This is a genomic window from Streptomyces sp. NBC_00019 (genome assembly GCF_045041015.1).
GTDB lineage: Bacteria > Actinomycetota > Actinomycetes > Streptomycetales > Streptomycetaceae > Streptomyces.
The window spans coordinates 9986005-10003997 of the sequence record NZ_CP108302.1 but is presented as its reverse complement, the minus strand read 5'-3'; the positions used below and the strand labels follow the sequence as shown (position 1 = coordinate 10003997).

The window sequence follows — 17993 nt, the reverse complement described above, 5'->3', positions numbered from 1 at the left end:
TCCGATCACCCCTGCGCCGGCAACCCCCCTACGGCTAGCCCACGTTGGACCGCCTCAAGGCAAGGGCTCCCCCGCCAGACGCAGGCCAGGACGGCTCGCAGCTCGGACTTGCGTGCCGAAACCGATCAGTTTACGGTGGTGAAACTGATCGGTTTCTCGCTGTGAGGGCGAGTCTCTGACCCGAATCCCCAGGAGTACGGATGACTGCCGCGCGCGACGCCGAGGGGCAACCGACGGCCCCGGCTCCCAGGCTTTCGGCGAAGCTGGCCGCCCACCCGTCGGTCCAGGCCGTACTCGCCCGGCGCAGGGCCGGTGACTCGGTGAGTCCGCCGGCGGTGATCGACGCGGAATGGCTGCGCGAGCTGTGCCTGGCGGCCGGAGCGGACGACGCCGCCGCGGTCAGCCTGGACCACCCCGACCTGGCCGGTGAGCGCGAGCACGTACAGTCCGCGCTGCCCGGCACCCGCACCCTGATCGCGTTGGCGATCCGGATGAACCGCGACAACTGCCGCTCCCCCGCCCGCAGCGTGGCCAACCAGGAGTTCCACCAGGCCGACGAGAAGGCCAACCACGCCGCCCGCAACGTCACCCAGGCACTCCAGGACGCCGGCTACCGGGCACTCAATCCATCGGTCGGCTTCCCCCAGGAGATGGACCGCTTCCCCGGGCGCATCTGGGTGGTGGCGCACAAGACGGTCGCGGTGGCCGCCGGGCTCGGCGTGATGGGTCTGCACCGCAACGTCATCCACCCGAAGTTCGGCAGCTTCGTCCTGCTGGCCACCGTCCTGGTGGACGCCGAGGTGAGCGCGTACGGGCAGACGCTGGACTACAACCCCTGCATCGACTGCAAGTTGTGCGTCGCCGCCTGTCCGGTCGGCGCCATCGCCAAGGACGGCGCCTTTGACGCGCTGGCCTGCACCACGCACAACTACCGAGAGTTCATGAGCGGGTTCACCGACTGGGCACAGACGGTGGCCGACAGCGAGGACGCCGCCGACTACCGCTCCCGGGTCACCGATTCCGAGAGCGCCTCCATGTGGCAGAGCCTGTCCTCACCCCCTGGCTACAAGTCCGGCTACTGCCTCGCCGTCTGCCCCGCCGGTGAGGACGTGTTGGGCCCCTACCTGGACGACCGCAAGAACTTCATGGACACCGTGCTGCGACCGCTCCAGGACAAGCAGGAAACCCTCTACGTACTGCCGGGCTCCCACGCGCAGGAGTACGCCCGGCGCCGCTTCCCCCACAAGCCCGTCAAGGAAGTGACCGGCGGCTGGCAGCCCCCGGTGAAACCTTCCGCGTCCACCGACCGAGAGACACGTACGTCATGAGTGGCATTCACCCCTTCCGCGTCCTGCGCGCCAAGCCTCTGTGGATCGCTAACGGTGTCATCACGGGCGTACTCGCCCTGCTGTTCGCCGTGTTCTACGTCGGCGCGAACATCGACCCGGTCGATCACATGACCAAGTTGCCCGTCGGCCTGGTCAACGCCGACAAGGGAGCCGTCGTCGGTGGCAAGCAGGTCAACCTCGGGGCGCAGATCACCGATTCGATCAAGAAGTCCACCGCGAGCGGGGACAAGATCGACTGGAAGCTGATGGACGAGAGGGGCATGAAGGAGGAACTCGGCGAGGGCAAGCTGTACGGCGCGCTCGTCGTCCCGGCCGACTTCACCTCCTCCACCACCGCTCTGACCGGTGCCGCGGCCACCGGGACACCGGCCCGTCCGACGCTGACGGTGCTGACCAACCAGTCCGCCGGCAGCGTGGGATCCAGCCTGGCCCGCGCGGCGACGACCCAGGCGGCCGAGAACGCCTCGCTCCAAGTGGGCAGGGAGCTGACCCTCCAGAGCGGGACCGGGCAGGCGAAACTGCCCGCCGCGGCACGCCTCCTCCTCGCCGACCCGGCCGCCGTCACCGTCAAGGACGGCCATCCGCTCGACTCGCACAGCGGCCTGGGCCTGACGGCGTTCTACTACGCGCTCGTCCTCGTGGTCTGCGGCATGCTCTCCGCCAATGTCATCAGCGGCCAGGTCGACCACGCCCTCGGCTACACCCACAACGACATGGGCCCGCTGCGCCTGCACCGCCCGCTGATCCGGGCGACCCGGGTGCAGACCCTCGCCATCAGCAGCACCCTCATGGCCGTTCTGTCCCTGCTGATGGGAACCCTGGTCATGGTGGGCGCGGTCGGCCTCATGGGCATGGACGCCGCCCATCTGCCGCTGCTGTGGCTGTACTCGGTGTGCGCCATCGCGGTCTCCGGGATCGGTGCGCTCACCCTCCTGGCCGTCTTCGGTACGCCAGGCATGCTGGTGGTCACGCTGGTCTTCATCGGGATGGCGGTGCCGACGGCCGGCGCCACCACTCCGCTCCAGGCGCTGCCCGGCTTCTACCGCTTCCTCGCGGAGTTCGAGCCGCTGCGGCAGATCACCGGTGGCATCCGCTCGATCCTCTATTACGACGCCCAGGGCGACGCGGGTCTGACCCGGGGCTGGGTGATGATGGCCGCCGGTCTCGTGATCGCCGCGCTGTTCGGCTTCGGCGTGCTGGGGTGGTACGACCGCAAGGGGCTGCACCGCGTCCCGGCCGGGACGAAGCCCGAGAAGACCACCGTCCCCGCGTAGCCGACGCGACGCACCGATGAAGCGGCCACTACTCGGAATGGGACCGATGCGCGTCGCCGCCCCGTAGGCACGGGACGCGCATCCTCGAGGCTCGGCGACGACCCTTCCCCCAGGGCCGTCGCCGAGCCGCCTCTCGTTGGCCCGCAGGTGTCCGCACGGGACCGACGGCCTACCCGACACCCTCAGGTAAACCGATCGGTCTCATTTGCCCTCGATTCGAGTTAACCTCGTGGCATGACCACCGAAGTGAAGCCAAGCCCGAGAGAACGGCTGCTGGAAGCAGCGGCCACGCTCACCTACCGAGACGGTGTCGGCATCGGCGTCGAGGCGCTGTGCAAGGCGGCGGGGGTGTCGAAGCGCTCCATGTACCAGCTGTTCGAGAGCAAGGACGAACTGCTGGCAGCGAGCCTCAAGGAGCGTGCGTCCGCCTTCGTCGCCGAGCTCCTGCCGATGGCGGACGACGACCGCTCACCCCGCGAGCGGATCCTGCACGTCTTCGGCCGGATGGAGTCGCAGGCGAGTAAGCCCGAGTTCCAGGGCTGCCGATACCTGGCCATTCAGGTCGAGCTCAAGGATCAGACTCACCCCGCGAGCCAGGTGGCCCACCAGATCAAAGCGAACCTGACGGCCTTCTTCCGCTCCGAGGCCGAACAGGGCGGCGCGAGCGATCCCGACCTGCTGGCCCGCCAGCTCATCCTCGTCTTCGACGGCGCCAGCGCTCGCGCGGGAATCCAGGCCGACAACCTGACCGGGCTCATCGCACCCACCGTGACCACCCTGCTCGATGCGGCAGACATGCGCTGACGCACCCCGTCCTCGAGCAGGCTCGGCGGCCGAATCGCTCAGCGGGCCGATGTCCAGCCCTGGCAGCCGGCACAACGGCCGCGTCTTCACGCCCCCGCTTGCCGACCGTCGGCCGAAAGCCCGATGGCCGTGAGGGTGTTGCCGAGCATGCCGCAGGCGAGGAAGCCCGTGGTCTCGTGGACATCGGCGCCCAGCGACAGATGCACGGTGTCCCACAGTCTCATCCAGCCGGCCCGGACGAGCTCGCCCAACTGATCATCGCCCTGCGCCTCGGCGGCCGCCACGACGGCGTATCCCTGCATCTGCATCAGAAGCACTTCGGGGCGTGCCGAGATCAGTCGCGCGTACTCCTGCGCCATGGCACTCAGGGCCTGCTCGCTGCCCTCCGCCCCGCCTGCCGCACGCTCGAAGGCCAGCCGGGTGTCTTCCATGGTCCGCGTCAAAGCGGCGACGAAGATCGCCTTCTTGTCCGGGAAGAGCCGGAACAGGTACGGCTGCGCGACACCGACGCGTCGGGCGATCGCCTCGGTCGAGGTGCCGTAGTAGCCCTTGAGCGCGAACTCGGCGATCGCCGCGCGGATGACGCTCTCGCGCCTCTCCTGCGCACTCATCCTGGCCATGTCGTCATTGTGGCAGGCTTGCACACGGAAACCGATCGGTTTACGGTGAGAGGAAACCGATCAGTTTCGCACCAGTCAGGAACTCATGATGACGACGAACCAGCCCGTGGCACTCGTGACGGGCGCGTCCTCCGGCATCGGGAAGGAAACCGCGCTCGCGCTGGCCGCAGCGGGTTTCAACGTGGTGGGCACAAGCCGCGACACCTCACGCGTCACCCCGCTCGACGGCGTGACGTTCCTCGACCTCGACGTGGCCAGCGACGCCTCGGTCACCGCCGCGGTCCAGGAAGTGATCGAGCGGTTCGGGCGGATCGACGTCCTGGTCAACAACGCCGGCGTCGGCTCACTGGGTGCGGCCGAGGAAACCTCCCTCGAGCAGGCCCAGGGCGTCTTCGACACCAATGTCTTCGGGGTCATGCGCATGGTGAACGAGGTCCTGCCGTACATGCGCGGCCAGGGGCGCGGGCGCATCATCAACCTCTCGTCCGTGGTCGGATTCGTGCCCCAGCCCTACATGGCCGTCTACGCCGCCTCCAAGCACGCGGTCGAGGGCTACACCGAGTCCCTGGACCACGAGGTCCGCGACCACGGCATCCGGGCGCTTCTCGTCGAACCCGCCTATACCAACACCGGATTCGAGACCAACAGCGCACGGCCCGACACACCCCTGCATGCCTACGAGAAGCAGCGGCAGACCGTCGACCGCGTGATGGCAGAGGCGATCAGGGACGGCGACGACCCCGGCGTGGTCGCCCGGGCGGTCGTCGCGGCAGCCACCGACGCGAAGCCGAAACTGCGCTACGCCGCCGGCCCCACGGCCGGACGCGCACGCCTGCTCCGCTTCGCTCCCGCCTGGGCCTTCGACCGGCAGATCCGCAAGATGAACCATCTGGTCGGCTGACACCTGCCCGCACTCACACGCCCCGCCGGACGAACGACGCAACGGAGCGGCGCGTGACGGAGATACAGATCGAGTTCGACGTTCCGGCGGAGACGCGTGACGGCACGGTGCTGCGCGCGGATGTCTACCGGCCCGGGGGTACGGGGCCGTGGCCGGTGCCTCTGGCCCGGCTGCCGTCGTACTCGATTCTCTGGCCGCGGCCAGGCACGGTTTCCTGGTGGTCCTGCAGTACACCCGTGGGCGGTTCGCCTCCGAGGGCGAGCGGGAGCCGCGGAATGGCCCCTGTCGCTGGCCGTGGACACCGACTTCCACCTGCGCGCCGACGGACGCCTGACCCGGTGCCGACCACCGGCGGCGCGCTCCTCATGGGCGGCGGACTCCTGAACACCGACGAGTTCCGTCCCGGGCCGCTCGACCAGGCGGGCGTGGAGGCGCGTGAGGACGTACTGGTCTTCACCACCGAACCACTCACCGAGGACGTCGAGGCGACCGGCCGGGTCCGGGCAGTGCTCTTCGCTGTCCCGGACGGCCCCTCGACCGACTGGATGGCACGCCTGTGCGACGTCGACCAGAACGGCGTCTCGCTCAATGTGGCTGACGGCATCGCGAGGGTGCATGCGGCGACACCGGGCGAGGCGGCCGAGCACGTCGTGGACCTGTGGTCGACCAGCATCGTCTTCAAGGCGGGTCACCGGATACGGGTCCAGGTCACCTCCAGCAACACGGGCGAACCCGAGGAGAGCGCGACCACGGCCCGAGCCGCCCGGCAGCAACCGAGCCGTACGGCGCGCCACTCCTCGAGTCTGAGCTCCGCCCGACGCCACCGTAGCCCTCCGCCGCCCACCGACTTGCGCGAGAAAACCGATCGGTTTACGGTGATGGAAACCGATCGGTTTCTATTCTTCATGGAGGCAGTCATGACAGCAATCAAGGGCGCCAGCGTCTTCGTCACCGGGGGCAGTCGCGGCATCGGCAAGATGCTGGTCGAGGAGCTCTACGCACGCGGGGCCGGCAAGGTCTATGCCACGGCCCGTGACCCGCGCTCGGTGACCCACCCCGATGCCGTTCCGCTGCCGCTCGAGGCCACCGACCCGGCATCGGTGGCGGCCGCTGCCGAGCAGGCCCAGGACGTCACCATCCTGATCAACAACGCCGGTGCCTCCGTACGCGCCTCGTACCTCAACTCCCCGATGGAGGACGTGCGCCAGGATCTGGAGACCAACTTCTACGGGCCACTGCTGGTAACCCGGGCCTTCGTGCCGATCATCGAGCGCAACGGCGGCGGACACATCCTCAACGCCCACTCCGCCCTGTCCTGGCTCGCCGACGGCACGCCCTACGGCGCCTCCAAGGCCGCCCTGTGGTCGCAGAGCAACTCCCTGCGCCTGGAGTTGCAGCCGCGCGGCATCGCGGTGACCGGGCTCCACATGGCCTACGTGGACACCGACATGACCTCGGGCGTCGACGCACCCAAGGCCGACCCCCGCGACATCGCCGTCGCCGCACTCGACGGCATCGAGGCAGGCGCGCACGAGGTACTGGCCGACGACACCACCCGCTGGGTCAAGTCCCAGCTGTCCGCCGACCTGGAAGCGATGTACGCCCAGCTGCAGCAGTAGCACGGAGCCCCGATTTCAAGAAGACCCACCCTGGCACCCCTGGCGTCACCGGTTCGGGGCACTGGCGGCAGCCGGGTAAGCGGTCGTCGTGGGCCACAGCAGGAGCGTCCCGCGCGCCCTCCGGACAGAGCGCAACCCGCAGCTCACGCGCAAGCGCCCATCGAGTTGGGCGCCTGGCAATCCCCCGCGGACCGGGAGTCCTGACCGAGACCCTGGTCTGCGTCCTTTTCGAACAGCCGACTCACTGACCCACCCCAACCAGACAGAGGACACACTGATGCCGGAGCGCAACCCCATCCTGATCACCGGTGCCGCCGGCGAGATCGGTGGTGTGAGCCGAACTATGGTCGAAATGCTGCTCGGACAAGGGCACCCGGTGCGCGCGTTCGTACGCCAGGACGACGAACGCGCGCACTCCCTCCGTCAGGCAGGGGCCGAGGTCTTCGTCGGCGACCTGCTCACCATCGCCGACGTGACCGCCGCACTGAAGGGGGTGCGGCGCATCTACTTCAGCATGAGCCTGTCGCCGTACTACACCGACGCCGTCAGCCTGATGGCCGCAGCGGCGCGGGCCCAGGGCGACATCGAGGTCTTCGTCAACATCTCCGAGTACGAGCAGTCGTTCATGACGTTCGACAAGATGACCGCACCGGAGGAGGAACGTCGTTCCTGGCTCGGCGGACTCATCGCGGACTGGTCGCCGCAGCAACGGGCCCACTGGGTCGCCGAGCAGGTGCTGGAATGGTCCGGCCTCCCGACCGTCAACATCCGGGCGGCCATGTTCGTCGAGAACCCCCTGATGACCTGGCTGGCACTGGAGCCGCTGGCCCACGGCGAACTGCGTCTGCCCTTCGGCCACCACCAGCTCGCGCCCATCGCGGGCTACGACGTGGCGGAGCTGTGCGTGCAGATCCTGGCCGATCCGGCGCCGCACATCTCCAAGTCCTACGACCTCAACGGCCCCGAACTGAAAGACATGCACGGCTTCGCGGAGGACTACGCGGCCGCGCTCGGACGACAGGTCACCTACGTTCCCGAAGACGTGGAAACCTGGAACGAGACCTACGTGGACACCGCCCTGGCCGCGTTCCCGCACACCGCGGAACACCTCAAGACCCTGACCCGGCTGATGGGCGGCGGCGGATACCGCGGCGCCACCGACCAACTGGAAACCCTGCTCGGACGCCCGCCGAAGACTGTGCGATGGGCACTGGAAAACCATCCGCGCATCCGGAAGCTCGCTTCGGCTTGATACTCCTGGTAGACGGGGTCTCGACCAAGATCTCTGTACCCCGGTCAGATCCTCCAGGAGCGCAGTTGGTCCGCGACCTCGGGAACGCGCAGGCGGGTGTCGCGGATCTTGCGCACGAGATCGGACAGGGCGCCGTACGGCGGGTCGATGCCCTCGCCCTTCGTCGGGGAAGGCGTCGTCGAACTCCCCGCGCAGCCGGTCGGCCCAGTGGCTCGCACCCGCGATGAACTGCCTGCGCGACCAGAGCCGAGTAGTCCGCGACGGACATGTCCTCGCCGTTGCCGAGGGCGGCCTCCTGGACGTCGAGGAGCCAGGAGACGTCGATGTGCAGGTGCATCAGGCGGCCGTGGCTCCGCCCGGGCGCTCGGCGGGGGGGCATACAGGCTGTTTCGGTACGGAAGAGGCTCAAGCCGGACGATGGTGTGTATGAGCGCCGCGGCGCGCCATGCGGCGTCCGGGGCGGCGGCCTGAAGGGTGGGCAGCTTCATCTTGTGCCGGGCGACCGCGGCGACTCGGCGCTGCGGATGCGCATGAGACGGTCGCTGGACATGCCACGATCCCTTCTGTGCACCGGTGGCGGGACAAGGCTCACCGGTTGATCAAGATCAAGGGGCGCCGACGAGGCGTCTCCGTATCTGGCGCCAATCGATCATCTAGGTCTGCGGGGCCAGCGTGCGCAGGACGCAGAACTCGTTGCCCTCGGGGTCTGCCATGACCACCCAGTTTCGGTCCGGGCCCTGGCCCACATCCGTCTTGGTGGCGCCGAGGCCGAGCAATCGGGTCACCTCGTCCACGGTGCTGCCGTCGATCGGACTGACGTCGAGATGAAGCCGGTTCTTCGCGGTCCTGCCCTCGGGTACCTGGATGAACACCAAGGTGGGCGGCATCTGGCGGGCCCGAACATCCTCGACGGTCGGCTCCCAGGAGCCGATCTCCACCTTGCCCTCGCTCCGGTCGATCACCTTGAAGTCCAGGACCTCGCACCAGAAGGCCGCGAGGCGCTCCGGATCGTGGCAGTCAACGACCAACTCGGTGAACCTACTTGTCATGCCTCTCCCCGATCGTGCGGACGGGCTCAGGGTATTGCCCGTGCCGCTCATCAGATACGCGAGAAGGCCGCAACTCTCTTTATCCGGCGGTGAGTCCCGCCCGGATATGCTGTCGCGTCGGTTTTGGGGAGCGGGGGGAAACCATGATCGGTAGCGGTGATGCCGTCAGTCAGATCCCGGTGCCACCGCGTTTGGGGGCTGTCGTCGATGTGGCGCCCGTGCCTGGCAGCGATCGGCTCATCTGGCTGACGTTGAGCGAGGACGGAACGGTCAGCCGGTGGGACGTGGCCAGCGGTGATCACGAGACCCTCGCGGCCACCGAGGTTCCGGAGGAAGATCACGAGACATTCGGTGACTTCGAGCTCCGCAGGCACTTGCACGCCTCCCACGACGGCATGTTCGCCGCGGTGGTCAACGACTTCGGCCGCTATGGCGAGGTGGTCGACCTCCAAACCGGCGATTGGACCCTGGAACTGGACAACCATGGTGACAACGAAGAGACAGTGCCGTTCTCACTGGAGTTCGCGCAGAGTCGCGGGCGTTGTGTGGTGATCCACCGCACGGGCTGGAACCGCCTGGATGTGTCGGACGCGCAAACGGGGGCGTTGCTGACCAACCGCTCGATCCCGGCGCCGGAACACGATCTCGACTACTTCCACGGCGCGCTGTACATGAGCCCTGATGGGAAGCGGATCCTGGACGACGGCTGGGTGTGGCATCCAGCCGGGATCCCTGTGGTGTGGGATTTCTACCCCTGGGTCGAAGGGAATGTCTGGGAGTCCGAGGACGGTCCGAGCCGACTCGATGTCTGCGACCGGGGCGACGCCTGGAACCATGGCATGACCTGGATCGATTCGGCCCGGGTCGCCGTCGTGGGTATCAGTGATGTCTACGATGACGTGCCGTCCGGGGCACGGATCTTCGATACGAGTCGAGCCGTTCAGAGTGAACCGCGCAGCCCGCTGGCCGTGGAACTGCTTGCGTTCGAGGGTCCGGCCGGCCGCTTGTTCAGCGACGGCACTCACCTGTTCAGTAGTGGCGACACCGATCTGTCGATATGGGATCCGGCCGAGGGGAAGCTCCTGGGCACCGTTCCCGACTTCTCCCCCACGCATTACCACCCGGGTGCCCGGCAGTTCTTGCGGCTCGACGACGGCGTGGTCCGTCTCTGGACTGCCTGACCGATAGCGGGGCGCCGATGGTGGCGCCCCGCTGCGGTGTCGTCGCGTTGGATCAGTCGGCCGGTGTCAGGGCGACCTCGGCGCTGCCCGAGAGGGACGGCAGGCCGTCGGGGGGCGAGTCCGTGTAGGTGGCGTTGAAGACTGCCTTGAGGTTGTCCGAACCGGAGTGACCGCCGTCCACGAAGGTCACGAACGATCCGGAGCAGCCGTTGCTCGTGGAGAGCGGGTGGCCGTGCGAGTCGTGGCCGAGGATGAACGAGACGCTGACCCTGGAGCAGTCCACCGGCTGGTCGTCGGTGACGGTGACCTGCCAGGTGACCGTGTCGCCCCAGTGGAACGGCGTGCCGCCGTGCGGGGCCGGGTCGGTGGTGAGTGAGACGGTGGGCGCCTTGTTGCCGACCACTACGGGAACGGAGGCGGAGGCCGAACGCCCGGTGCTGTCGGTGACCTTCAGCGTGGCGTCGTAGACGGCGTTGTCGGTGAAGGTGTGCTTCGGGTTCGCCTCCCTGGAGTCCACGGTGCCGTTGGCGTCGAAGTCCCAGGCGTAGCGCAGGGCGTCACCGTCGGCGTCCTTCGTGCCGGCGCTGGAGAACTGGACCGTCAGCGGGCTGGTGCCGTTGACCACATCCGCGGCGACCTTGGGCTCCGGGGTGCGGTTGCCCCGCGTGAAGTCGATGCGGGAGAGCTGGGCTTCGGGCAGTTCCGCGAAGTAGCCGGTGCCGTACTCCAGGACGTACAGGGCGCCGTCGGGGCCGAACTCGGCGTCGATCGGGCCGTCCGTCGTGATCGAGGGGATCGCGTCCTCGATCTTCAGGACCTCGTTCTTCTTGCCAAGGGTGATGGCCTTCATCTGGTCGCGGGTCCACTCGTAGAAGAGCGGCTTGCCGTCGAAGTACTGGGGCCAGCGGTTCTGGGCCTTGTTGTGCTTGTCATAGTTGTACGCCGGGCCGCCCATGGGGCCGATGCCGCCCGTGCCGAGCTCGGGGAACTCCGCGGAGGCTCCGTAGCCGTAGACGATCTCCGCGTCGGTGACCGGGGGCAGCTCACTGCGGCCGGTGTTGTGGCGCGAGTCGTTGACCGGCTTGGCGCAGTTGAACGCGCCGCTGGAGGTCTGGGTGGCGAAGTCGTAGTCCTGGTAGGGCATGTCCTGGGTCACGCAGAACGGCCAGCCGTAGTTGGCGGGGCGGTCGAGGACCATCCAGCGTCCCTGGCCGGCGGGGCCGCGGTTGGGGTTGGCGCTGTTGGCGTCGGGCGAGTAGTCGCCGACGTAGACCTCGCCGGTCTTGTCGTCCACTCCGAAGCGGAACGGGTTGCGCAGGCCCATGGCGTAGATCTCGGGGCGGGTCTTCGCGGTGCCGGGCGCGAAGAGGTTGCCCTTCGGTATGGCGTAGCCGCCGTTGGACTTGGCCTTGATGCGCAGGACCTTGCCGCGCAGGTCGTTGGTGTTGCCCGCGGTGCGCCGCGCGTCGTAGGCGGGGTTGCGGTCGGCGCGGTCGTCGAGCGGGGCATAGCCGTCGGAGGAGAACGGGTTGGAGTCGTCTCCGGTGGACAGGAACAGGTTGCCCTTGTGGTCGAAGTCGATCTTGCCGCCGACGTGGCAGCAGATGCCGCGGTCGGCCGGCACGTCGAGGATCTTCTGCTCGGTGGCGTAGACGAGCTTGTTGCCCACGAGCTTGAACCGCGACAGCCGGGTCACGCCCTTGTACTTGGCGAACTCCTGGGCCGTGCCGAACTGCGGGGCGTCGCCTTCGTTGACGCCCGGGGTGGCCGGGTCGTCCATGGGGGTGTCCAGGCGGGGCGAGTAGTAGAGGTAGACCCAGTGGTTCTTGGCGAAGCCGGGGTCGACGGCGATGCCCTGCACGCCTTCCTCGTCGTGCTGGTAGAGCCCGGCGGGGCTCTTCTTCATGTCGGCGGCGAGGAAGTTCACGCCGCTCTTGGGGTCGTGGATGCGGACCTCTCCGGTGCGCGCGGTGTGCAGCACCCGCCGGTCGGGCAGGACGGCCAGGGCCATGGGCTCGCCCGGGCGGTCGTTGAGGGTGACCTTCTGGAAGTCCGACGAAGCCGGCGGGGCGGGGTCCGGTTTGGCGGCTTGGGCCGGGGTGAGCGGCAGGAGCCCGACGGCTCCGGCCAGCGCAGCCGCCCCCGCGAGGGTGACGATCCGTCTGTTGCGCACTCAGAACTCCTTTGGTCTGGCCGGCGGGTGAAAAGCCAGGCGAAATGCGTGAGTTGGACGCTAGGGCGCACACTTTCAACTCGTCAAGGACAAAGTTTCAACCTTTTCGAGGAAAGTTCGTCTTGGGAATTCCGGTCCTTTCGGGCACGCCCGGGGGAACCCGCCCGGCGCCAAGGCGCCGGGCGGGCACTACGGGTGACGCTGAGTCAGTTGCAGGCGCGCAGGGCCGCGAGGTTGCCGTAGCCGATGCGGGCGAACTCCAGTGACTGGCCGGGAACGCTCGTGCTCGGTGCGTTGTCCTGCTCGACCATCGGGTTGTGGTAGTTCTTCGCACCGACCCGGGTGAAGAACTTCCGGTAGTCGATGTCGCCCGTGCCGAACGGCACCATGTCGTAGCCCATACCGCTCTGGAGGTTGACGACGCCGTCCTTGGCGTGGAAGAGCGGGAAGCGCTGGGTGTTGCGGACCACGAGTGCGGCCGGGTCGAAGACGTCCTTACGCTGCGAGCCGTCGTGGGCGGTGTACGTGTGGAACTTGTACTGGGCCACGTGCGCCCAGAAGACGTCCAGCTCCAGATAGACGCTCTTGCGGTCCGTCGCCTTCAGGAAGTACTCCAGCTTGCGGATGCCCGAGCTGCGGGTCGGCCGGCCCTGGGCGTCGAGCGGGCCGCCGTCGAGCAGGAAGTCGTAGGCCGCGTCGTGGTTGTGGGTGTAGAGCTTGATGCCCTCGCGGCGGGCGATGGAGCCCAGGGTGTTCCACTTCTGCGCGGCGGCGTCCCAGTCGGCCCGGTAGGGGGTGTTGGTGGGGTCGGCGCCGGTGCCCATGTGCTCCATACCGAGGATGTTGGATATCTCCAACCAGCGCTTGAAGGTGTCCAGGTCGGACGGTGTCAGGGGCCAGGACGGCGGGATGAACCCGTGGCTGCCCTGTGCCCGCAGCCCGTACTCGTCGAGCCAGGAGCGCAGCAGCTTCGCGCCCTGGACGGTGCCCAGGTCGGCGCCGCCGGGCGCGTTGGCGTGCTGGCCGTAGCCGGCGAACTCCACCTGGCGGTACCCGAAGCGCGACAGCTGCTTGAACACCTCGCGGAAGCCGGAGGGCAGGTCGGAGGCCAGCGGGTCGCGGCCGACCGCGTCACGGACGGTGTAGAGGATGATGCCGCGCTTGTGCGGCGGGACCAGAGCGGAACGGCCCCGGTCATCGCCGGCGGCCGCGGATCTGTCCTGCGCCAGGGCGGGTGCGGCGCCGAAGACCGGGGCGGCGAACGCCGCGCCGGTGACGGCCGTGCAGGTGGTGAGGAAACGGCGGCGGCTGACGCCGAGTGCGCGGCGCAGGTCGTCGCTGGTGACGGCTTCGTCGTTGAACGCGGTCACAGGGGTTCTCTCTTTCGTTGTCGCGGTGCTGCGGATGCCTGACGGCTGCCGTCCCAGGCGAGGCCGACGAGGCGCAGGAGAAGGGACTTCACTTCGGTGGCCGCGACGCGGCCGGACACTGCACGGGGGGTGGAGTCAAGGACGAGCGGACCTTCGTCGTCGCTCGTGGGGAGGCGGCCGTGGCTGCCGCGGAGGCGTCGTGGGTCATGGGGACGACGGCGAGCCGGTGGCGCATGCCGGGCTTCTTGTCGGCCACCGCCTTGGCCAACTTGAGCCCCACATAGGGGCCTTCGGGATCCGTGGACAGCTGGACGGGGCCGTATCCGGGTTTGCGGTGGATCTGCGTCGTCGGGGCCGAACCGCTCGACGTCGTTGTCCACGCGGCGCAGTTCGGGCCGGTCCTGCTGCTCGGGAGTGGGCGGCGGGGGTGGGGTGAGGCGGGATGGAAGGGGGCGGGTCACTGCGCCTCCCGTAGGCGGTCGGCGAACGACAGCAGTGCGGTGAACTGCTCCGAGAGGCCGGCCGGGCCCGCGTCGGGGTCCTTGAAGTAGAAGCCCAGTTCCGGCAGCGGTCCGGACAGGCCTGCCTCGTGGGCGCGGGCGACCAGGCGGGCCAGGTCCAGCACGAGCGGTGCGGCCAGGGCCGAGTCGCAGCCCTGCCAGATGGTCTGGAGGATCATGCGCGAGCCGAGGAAGCCTTCGAAGGCGATGTGGTCCCAGGCGGTCTTCCAGTCGCCGAGCACCGGCACGTCGTCGATGTGCACCTCGCCCTGCGGTGTGTGTCCGAGGGTTTCGGTGAGGACGCGTTCCTTGCCGGCGTTCTTCGCCGCGGCCGCGCCCGGGTCGGCCAGCGCCGCCCCGTCGCCTCCGCCCAGCAGATTGGTGCCGGACCAGGCCCTCACGTGCAGGGCGCGCTGGACGAACATCGGGGCGAGCACGGCCCGCAGCAGCGTCTGGCCGGTCTTGCCATCACGGCCCGCGTGAGGAAGCCCGCCGGCTGCGGCGGCGTCCGTGAGGGCCGGGGTGCGCAGCCCGGTGGACGGTGTGAAGTTGACGTAGGGGCAGCCGGCTCGCAGGGCGGCGGCCGCGTAGAGGGAGCTGGGCGGCAGTCGTACGGCGTCGGGCGCGGGCAGCGGCTCCGTGGAGGAGACGTTGACGACGACCACCCGTGCCAGCGCGTTGCGCACGCGGAAGGAGGTGAGGTCGGCGGCGAAGTCCGTGATGAGTTCCTCGTCGCTGCGCGGGTCGTTCGGGAGCGGGCCGCCCGGCCGTATCTCCTCGTCCGCGGCCTGGAGTTCGGCGCGCACGGCGGGGGCGAGGCCGTGCGGGAGGACGCCTGCTTCGGTGAGGTGTTCGGCTCGCTTGGGCAGCGGGCAGTGGGTGGTGTCGTGGCCGCCGAAGACGAGTGAGGCCAGGGGCGGCAGGCCGGTGCCGTCGAAGGGTGGCGTCTCGGTGACCATGCCGGTCGGCGGATGCAGGGTGGCGGCGACCGCCGCGCATCCGGCGACGGCGGTGGTGGCCACCGATCCGCGGGCTCCGACGAACCAGACGCCGGTGTGTGCGGTCCGCCCGCCGGTCTGGGATTCCGATGCTGTCCGGTCGTTGCTCACGGACTGCCTCCCTGCCATGTCGAGGTACCGATGTGGTGTGGAGGACGGTGGGTTGGGGGCCCGGGAGCCTCCCCATCCACCGCCGGCATTGGGGCGGCTTCGGCCGCGGCCCAGGAGGACTCCTCCGTGTTCGGCGCGGTTACGGCCTGCGCGGGGGCGGCAAAGGGCCGCCGGTGAGAGATGCGGGATACGTGAGGGTCGTAGCCCTGCGCCGTGCAGGGACGTCCTCCGTGGCCGGTCGCACGAGCCGTGCGCCGTGCGACCTGAATGCGCCGTCAGTTTCGAACCACTGTGGGGTGGTTGTGCACGAAGGGACCGTAGCCCCGTTCGTCCTTGACCGGAACCCTCTGCGCACCGAAGCGACGAACTTTTTCCTTGATCAGGACAAAGTGGTGTCAGGGCAGCCCGGACCGGCCCGGCGGCTCTCCCGCCACCGGGCACCGACCCGGCCGGCTCTCACCAGGTCACAGGCAGGCAGCTGCGGTCGCCGGCGCTCCAACTACGCGCGGGCTGAGCCGATATGCGCCGCGGAGCGCTAGTTGTCGCCGCCTGCGAAGGCAGCGTCGAAGGACGCCGAAGGCGGGTCGAAGTCGAACCGCTTCAGATGGGCGAGCGCACGCGGCGCGCCGACGAGGCGGTCCATGCCGGCGTCCTCCCACTCCACGGAGACCGGCCCGCCGTAACCGATCGAACGCAGCATCCGGAACACGTCCTCCCACGGGACGTCACCGTGCCCGGCGGAGACGAAGTCCCAGCCGCGCCGCGGGTCCCCCCAGGGCAGATGGGAGCCGAGCCGCCCGTTGCGCCCGTCCAGACGCCTGCGGGCCTCCTTGCAGTCGACGTGATAGATCCGGTCCTGGAAGTCGTAGAGGAAGCCGACCGGGTCCAGGTCCTGCCAGACGAAGTGGCTCGGGTCGAAGTTGAGCCCGAAGGCCGGCCGGTGGTCCACCGCCTCCAAGGCACGTTTCGTGGTCCAGTAGTCGTAGGCGATCTCGCTCGGATGGACCTCGTGGGCGAAGCGGACGCCCTCGCTGTCGCACACGTCCAGGATCGGGTTCCAGCGCTCGGCGAAGTCCTCGTAACCGCGCTCGATCATCCGCTCCGGTACCGGCGGGAACATCGCCACCAGATGCCAGATCGACGATCCGGTGAACCCGACGACCGTATCCACGCCGAAGGCGGCCGCGGCCCGCACCGTGTCCGTGATCTCGGCCGCGGCCCGCCGGCGTACCCCCTCCGGCTCCCCGTCGCCCCAGATCCGGGCGGGCAGGATGCCCTGGTGCCGTTCGTCGATGGGGTGGTCACACACGGCCTGGCCGACGAGATGGTTGGAGATCGCCCAGCACTTCAGGCCGTACTTCTCCAGCAGGGCATGCCGCCCGGCCAGGTAGGACGGATCGGCAATCGCCTTGTCGACCTCGAAGTGATCGCCCCAGCAGGCGAGTTCGAGGCCGTCGTAGCCGAACTCGGCGGCCAGTCGGCACACTTCCTCCAGCGGCAGATCGGCCCACTGACCGGTGAACAGGGTGAACGGGCGTGGCATGGTGCCTCCGAGCGGGGTTCCTGACGGCTCTCTAGCGGACTTCGGCCTCGACGGCCTGGACAGGGGTGTAGACGGAGTTCTTCTGCGCGCTCTCCTCCACCGCGGCGAGCACCCGCTGCACCTGCAGACCGTCGGTGAACGACGGCATCGGGTCAGTGCCCGACGCGATGGCCTCGACCAGGTCGCGGGCCTGGTGGGCGAAGGTGTGCTCATAGCCCAGCACATGGCCCGGCGGCCACCAGCCCTCCAGGTAGGGGTGCTCGGCCTCGGTGACGACGATCCTGCGGAACCCCGCCGTGGCGGCGGGCTCCCGGTGGTCGTGGAAGGACAGTTCGTTGAGCCGCTCGAGGTCGAAGGCGAGCGAACCGTGCTCGCCGTTGATCTCCAGCCGCAGGGCGTTCTTGCGCCCCGAGGCCATCCGGGACGCCTCGAACGTGGCGAGCGCCCCCGAGGCGAGCCGGCCGGTGAAGACGGCCGCGTCGTCGACCGTCACCGGAGCGCGCTGGGCGCCGCCGGAAGCGGACAGGCCCGAGGAGGCACCGTCGAGGCGGGGACGCTCCTTGACGAAGGTTTCCATCTGGGCGGAGACGCCGACCAGCAGCTCACCCACCAGGTACTGCGCGAGGTCGACGATGTGCGCGCCGAGGTCACCGAGCGCCCCCGACCCCGCGTGCTCCCGCTGCAGCCGCCAGGTCAGCGGGAAGTCGGGATCGACCAGCCAGTCCTGGAGGTAGCTGACCCGCACGTGGCGCAGCGTGCCGAGCCTGCCGTCGGCGATGAGCCGGCGGGCGAAGGCGAGGGCGGGCACCCGCCGGTAGTTGAAGCCCACCATGGCCAACTGCCCGCGCGAGCGGGCCGCTTCGGCGGCCACGGTCATGGCCTCCGCCTCGGCGACCGAATTGGCCAGCGGCTTCTCGCACAGCACGTGCTTGCCCGCCTCCAGCGCCGCGATCGCGATCTCCGCATGGCTGTCGCCCGGTGTGCAGATGTCGACGAGCTGTACGTCATCACGGACGATGAGGGCGCGCCAGTCGGTCTCCGTCGCGGCCCAGCCATGCTTGTCGGCCGCCGCCCGCACGGCGTGCGCGTCGCGGCCGGCGATCGCGGCCATGACCGGCCGCAGCGGCAGGTCGAACACGCGCCCGACGGTGCGCCACCCTTGTGAGTGCGCGGCGCCCATGAACGCGTAGCCGACCATGCCCACGCCGAGTGCCGGCGGTGCGGTCCGACTGTCCCTCTGTTCCATACG

14 protein-coding genes and 4 pseudogenes are annotated in these 17993 nt (G+C 69.0%); 8 read left to right on the top strand and 10 right to left on the bottom strand.

Annotated features, from left to right (window positions below):
• The first annotated feature begins 200 nt into the window (after positions 1 to 200).
• From OHU89_RS46345 to OHU89_RS46335, 3 genes are all read left to right on the top strand, one after another.
• The gene (locus OHU89_RS46345; RefSeq protein WP_405652045.1) at positions 201 to 1328 is read left to right on the top strand and encodes a 4Fe-4S binding protein; all 1128 of its coding nucleotides are present in this window, start codon (positions 201 to 203) and stop codon (positions 1326 to 1328) included.
• Positions 1325 to 2623, top strand: a complete 1299-nt coding sequence (locus tag OHU89_RS46340) for a DUF3533 domain-containing protein (RefSeq protein WP_405652043.1) — start codon at positions 1325 to 1327, stop codon at positions 2621 to 2623. The genes OHU89_RS46345 and OHU89_RS46340 overlap by 4 nt, the downstream gene beginning before the upstream one ends.
• A 234-nt stretch (positions 2624 to 2857) precedes the next feature.
• On the top strand, positions 2858 to 3427 hold the full coding sequence (locus OHU89_RS46335) for a TetR/AcrR family transcriptional regulator (protein WP_405652042.1): 570 nt from the start codon (positions 2858 to 2860) through the stop codon (positions 3425 to 3427).
• An 86-nt stretch (positions 3428 to 3513) separates the two neighbouring features.
• Here OHU89_RS46335 and OHU89_RS46330 read toward each other — a convergent pair whose 3' ends face one another.
• Positions 3514 to 4047, bottom strand: coding sequence for a TetR/AcrR family transcriptional regulator (locus OHU89_RS46330; RefSeq protein WP_405652040.1), 534 nt, complete (start codon positions 4045 to 4047; stop codon positions 3514 to 3516).
• 88 nt (positions 4048 to 4135) lie between these two features.
• Here OHU89_RS46330 and OHU89_RS46325 point away from each other — a divergent pair, with 88 nt between their 5' ends.
• From OHU89_RS46325 to OHU89_RS46310, 4 genes and pseudogenes are all read left to right on the top strand, one after another.
• The gene (locus tag OHU89_RS46325) at positions 4136 to 4948 is read left to right on the top strand and encodes an oxidoreductase (protein WP_405652038.1); all 813 of its coding nucleotides are present in this window, start codon (positions 4136 to 4138) and stop codon (positions 4946 to 4948) included.
• Positions 4949 to 5223: 275 nt separating this feature from the next.
• A pseudogene (locus OHU89_RS46320) lies at positions 5224 to 5718 on the top strand (CocE/NonD family hydrolase); the annotation flags it as partial.
• Positions 5719 to 5865: 147 nt separating this feature from the next.
• Positions 5866 to 6567 carry an SDR family oxidoreductase gene (locus tag OHU89_RS46315; RefSeq protein ID WP_405654947.1) on the top strand — a complete coding sequence of 234 codons (702 nt, stop codon included), beginning with the start codon at positions 5866 to 5868 and terminating at the stop codon, positions 6565 to 6567.
• Between the two features lie 277 nt (positions 6568 to 6844).
• The gene (locus tag OHU89_RS46310) at positions 6845 to 7819 is read left to right on the top strand and encodes an NmrA family NAD(P)-binding protein (RefSeq protein WP_405652036.1); all 975 of its coding nucleotides are present in this window, start codon (positions 6845 to 6847) and stop codon (positions 7817 to 7819) included.
• Positions 7820 to 7863: 44 nt separating this feature from the next.
• Here OHU89_RS46310 and OHU89_RS46305 read toward each other — a convergent pair.
• The 3 genes and pseudogenes from OHU89_RS46305 to OHU89_RS46295 form a co-directional block, all read right to left on the bottom strand.
• Positions 7864 to 7977, bottom strand: a pseudogene (locus OHU89_RS46305) (toxin Doc); the annotation flags it as partial.
• 216 nt (positions 7978 to 8193) lie between these two features.
• Positions 8194 to 8331: pseudogene (locus OHU89_RS46300) on the bottom strand (toxin Doc); the annotation flags it as partial.
• A gap of 141 nt (positions 8332 to 8472) precedes the next feature.
• Complete coding sequence (locus tag OHU89_RS46295) at positions 8473 to 8868, bottom strand: VOC family protein (protein ID WP_405652034.1); 396 nt, start codon at positions 8866 to 8868, stop codon at positions 8473 to 8475.
• A 143-nt stretch (positions 8869 to 9011) separates the two neighbouring features.
• Between OHU89_RS46295 and OHU89_RS46290 the strand changes: the two genes are divergently transcribed.
• A complete protein-coding gene (locus OHU89_RS46290) occupies positions 9012 to 10049 on the top strand; it encodes a hypothetical protein (protein ID WP_405652032.1) in 1038 nt (345 codons plus the stop codon).
• A 52-nt stretch (positions 10050 to 10101) separates the two neighbouring features.
• Here OHU89_RS46290 and OHU89_RS46285 read toward each other — a convergent pair whose 3' ends face one another.
• From OHU89_RS46285 to OHU89_RS46260, 6 genes and pseudogenes are all read right to left on the bottom strand, one after another.
• Positions 10102 to 12222, bottom strand: a complete 2121-nt coding sequence (locus tag OHU89_RS46285; RefSeq protein WP_405652030.1) for a PQQ-dependent sugar dehydrogenase — start codon at positions 12220 to 12222, stop codon at positions 10102 to 10104.
• A gap of 206 nt (positions 12223 to 12428) precedes the next feature.
• On the bottom strand, positions 12429 to 13592 hold the full coding sequence (locus OHU89_RS46280) for a sugar phosphate isomerase/epimerase family protein (protein WP_405652027.1): 1164 nt from the start codon (positions 13590 to 13592) through the stop codon (positions 12429 to 12431).
• Positions 13589 to 13947, bottom strand: a pseudogene (locus OHU89_RS46275) (alkaline phosphatase family protein); the annotation flags it as partial. The pseudogene OHU89_RS46275 and the gene OHU89_RS46280, both read right to left, overlap by 4 nt.
• Positions 13948 to 14049: 102 nt before the next feature.
• Entirely contained in the window at positions 14050 to 15201 is a 1152-nt protein-coding gene (locus tag OHU89_RS46270; RefSeq protein ID WP_405652024.1) for an inositol-3-phosphate synthase, read from the bottom strand.
• A 535-nt stretch (positions 15202 to 15736) separates the two neighbouring features.
• Positions 15737 to 16744 (bottom strand): sugar phosphate isomerase/epimerase family protein, encoded by a 1008-nt coding sequence (locus tag OHU89_RS46265; RefSeq protein ID WP_405652022.1) that lies wholly within the window; start codon positions 16742 to 16744, stop codon positions 15737 to 15739.
• 31 nt (positions 16745 to 16775) lie between these two features.
• Positions 16776 to 17990 carry a Gfo/Idh/MocA family protein gene (locus OHU89_RS46260; RefSeq protein ID WP_405652020.1) on the bottom strand — a complete coding sequence of 405 codons (1215 nt, stop codon included), beginning with the start codon at positions 17988 to 17990 and terminating at the stop codon, positions 16776 to 16778.
• Positions 17991 to 17993: the final 3 nt, after the last annotated feature.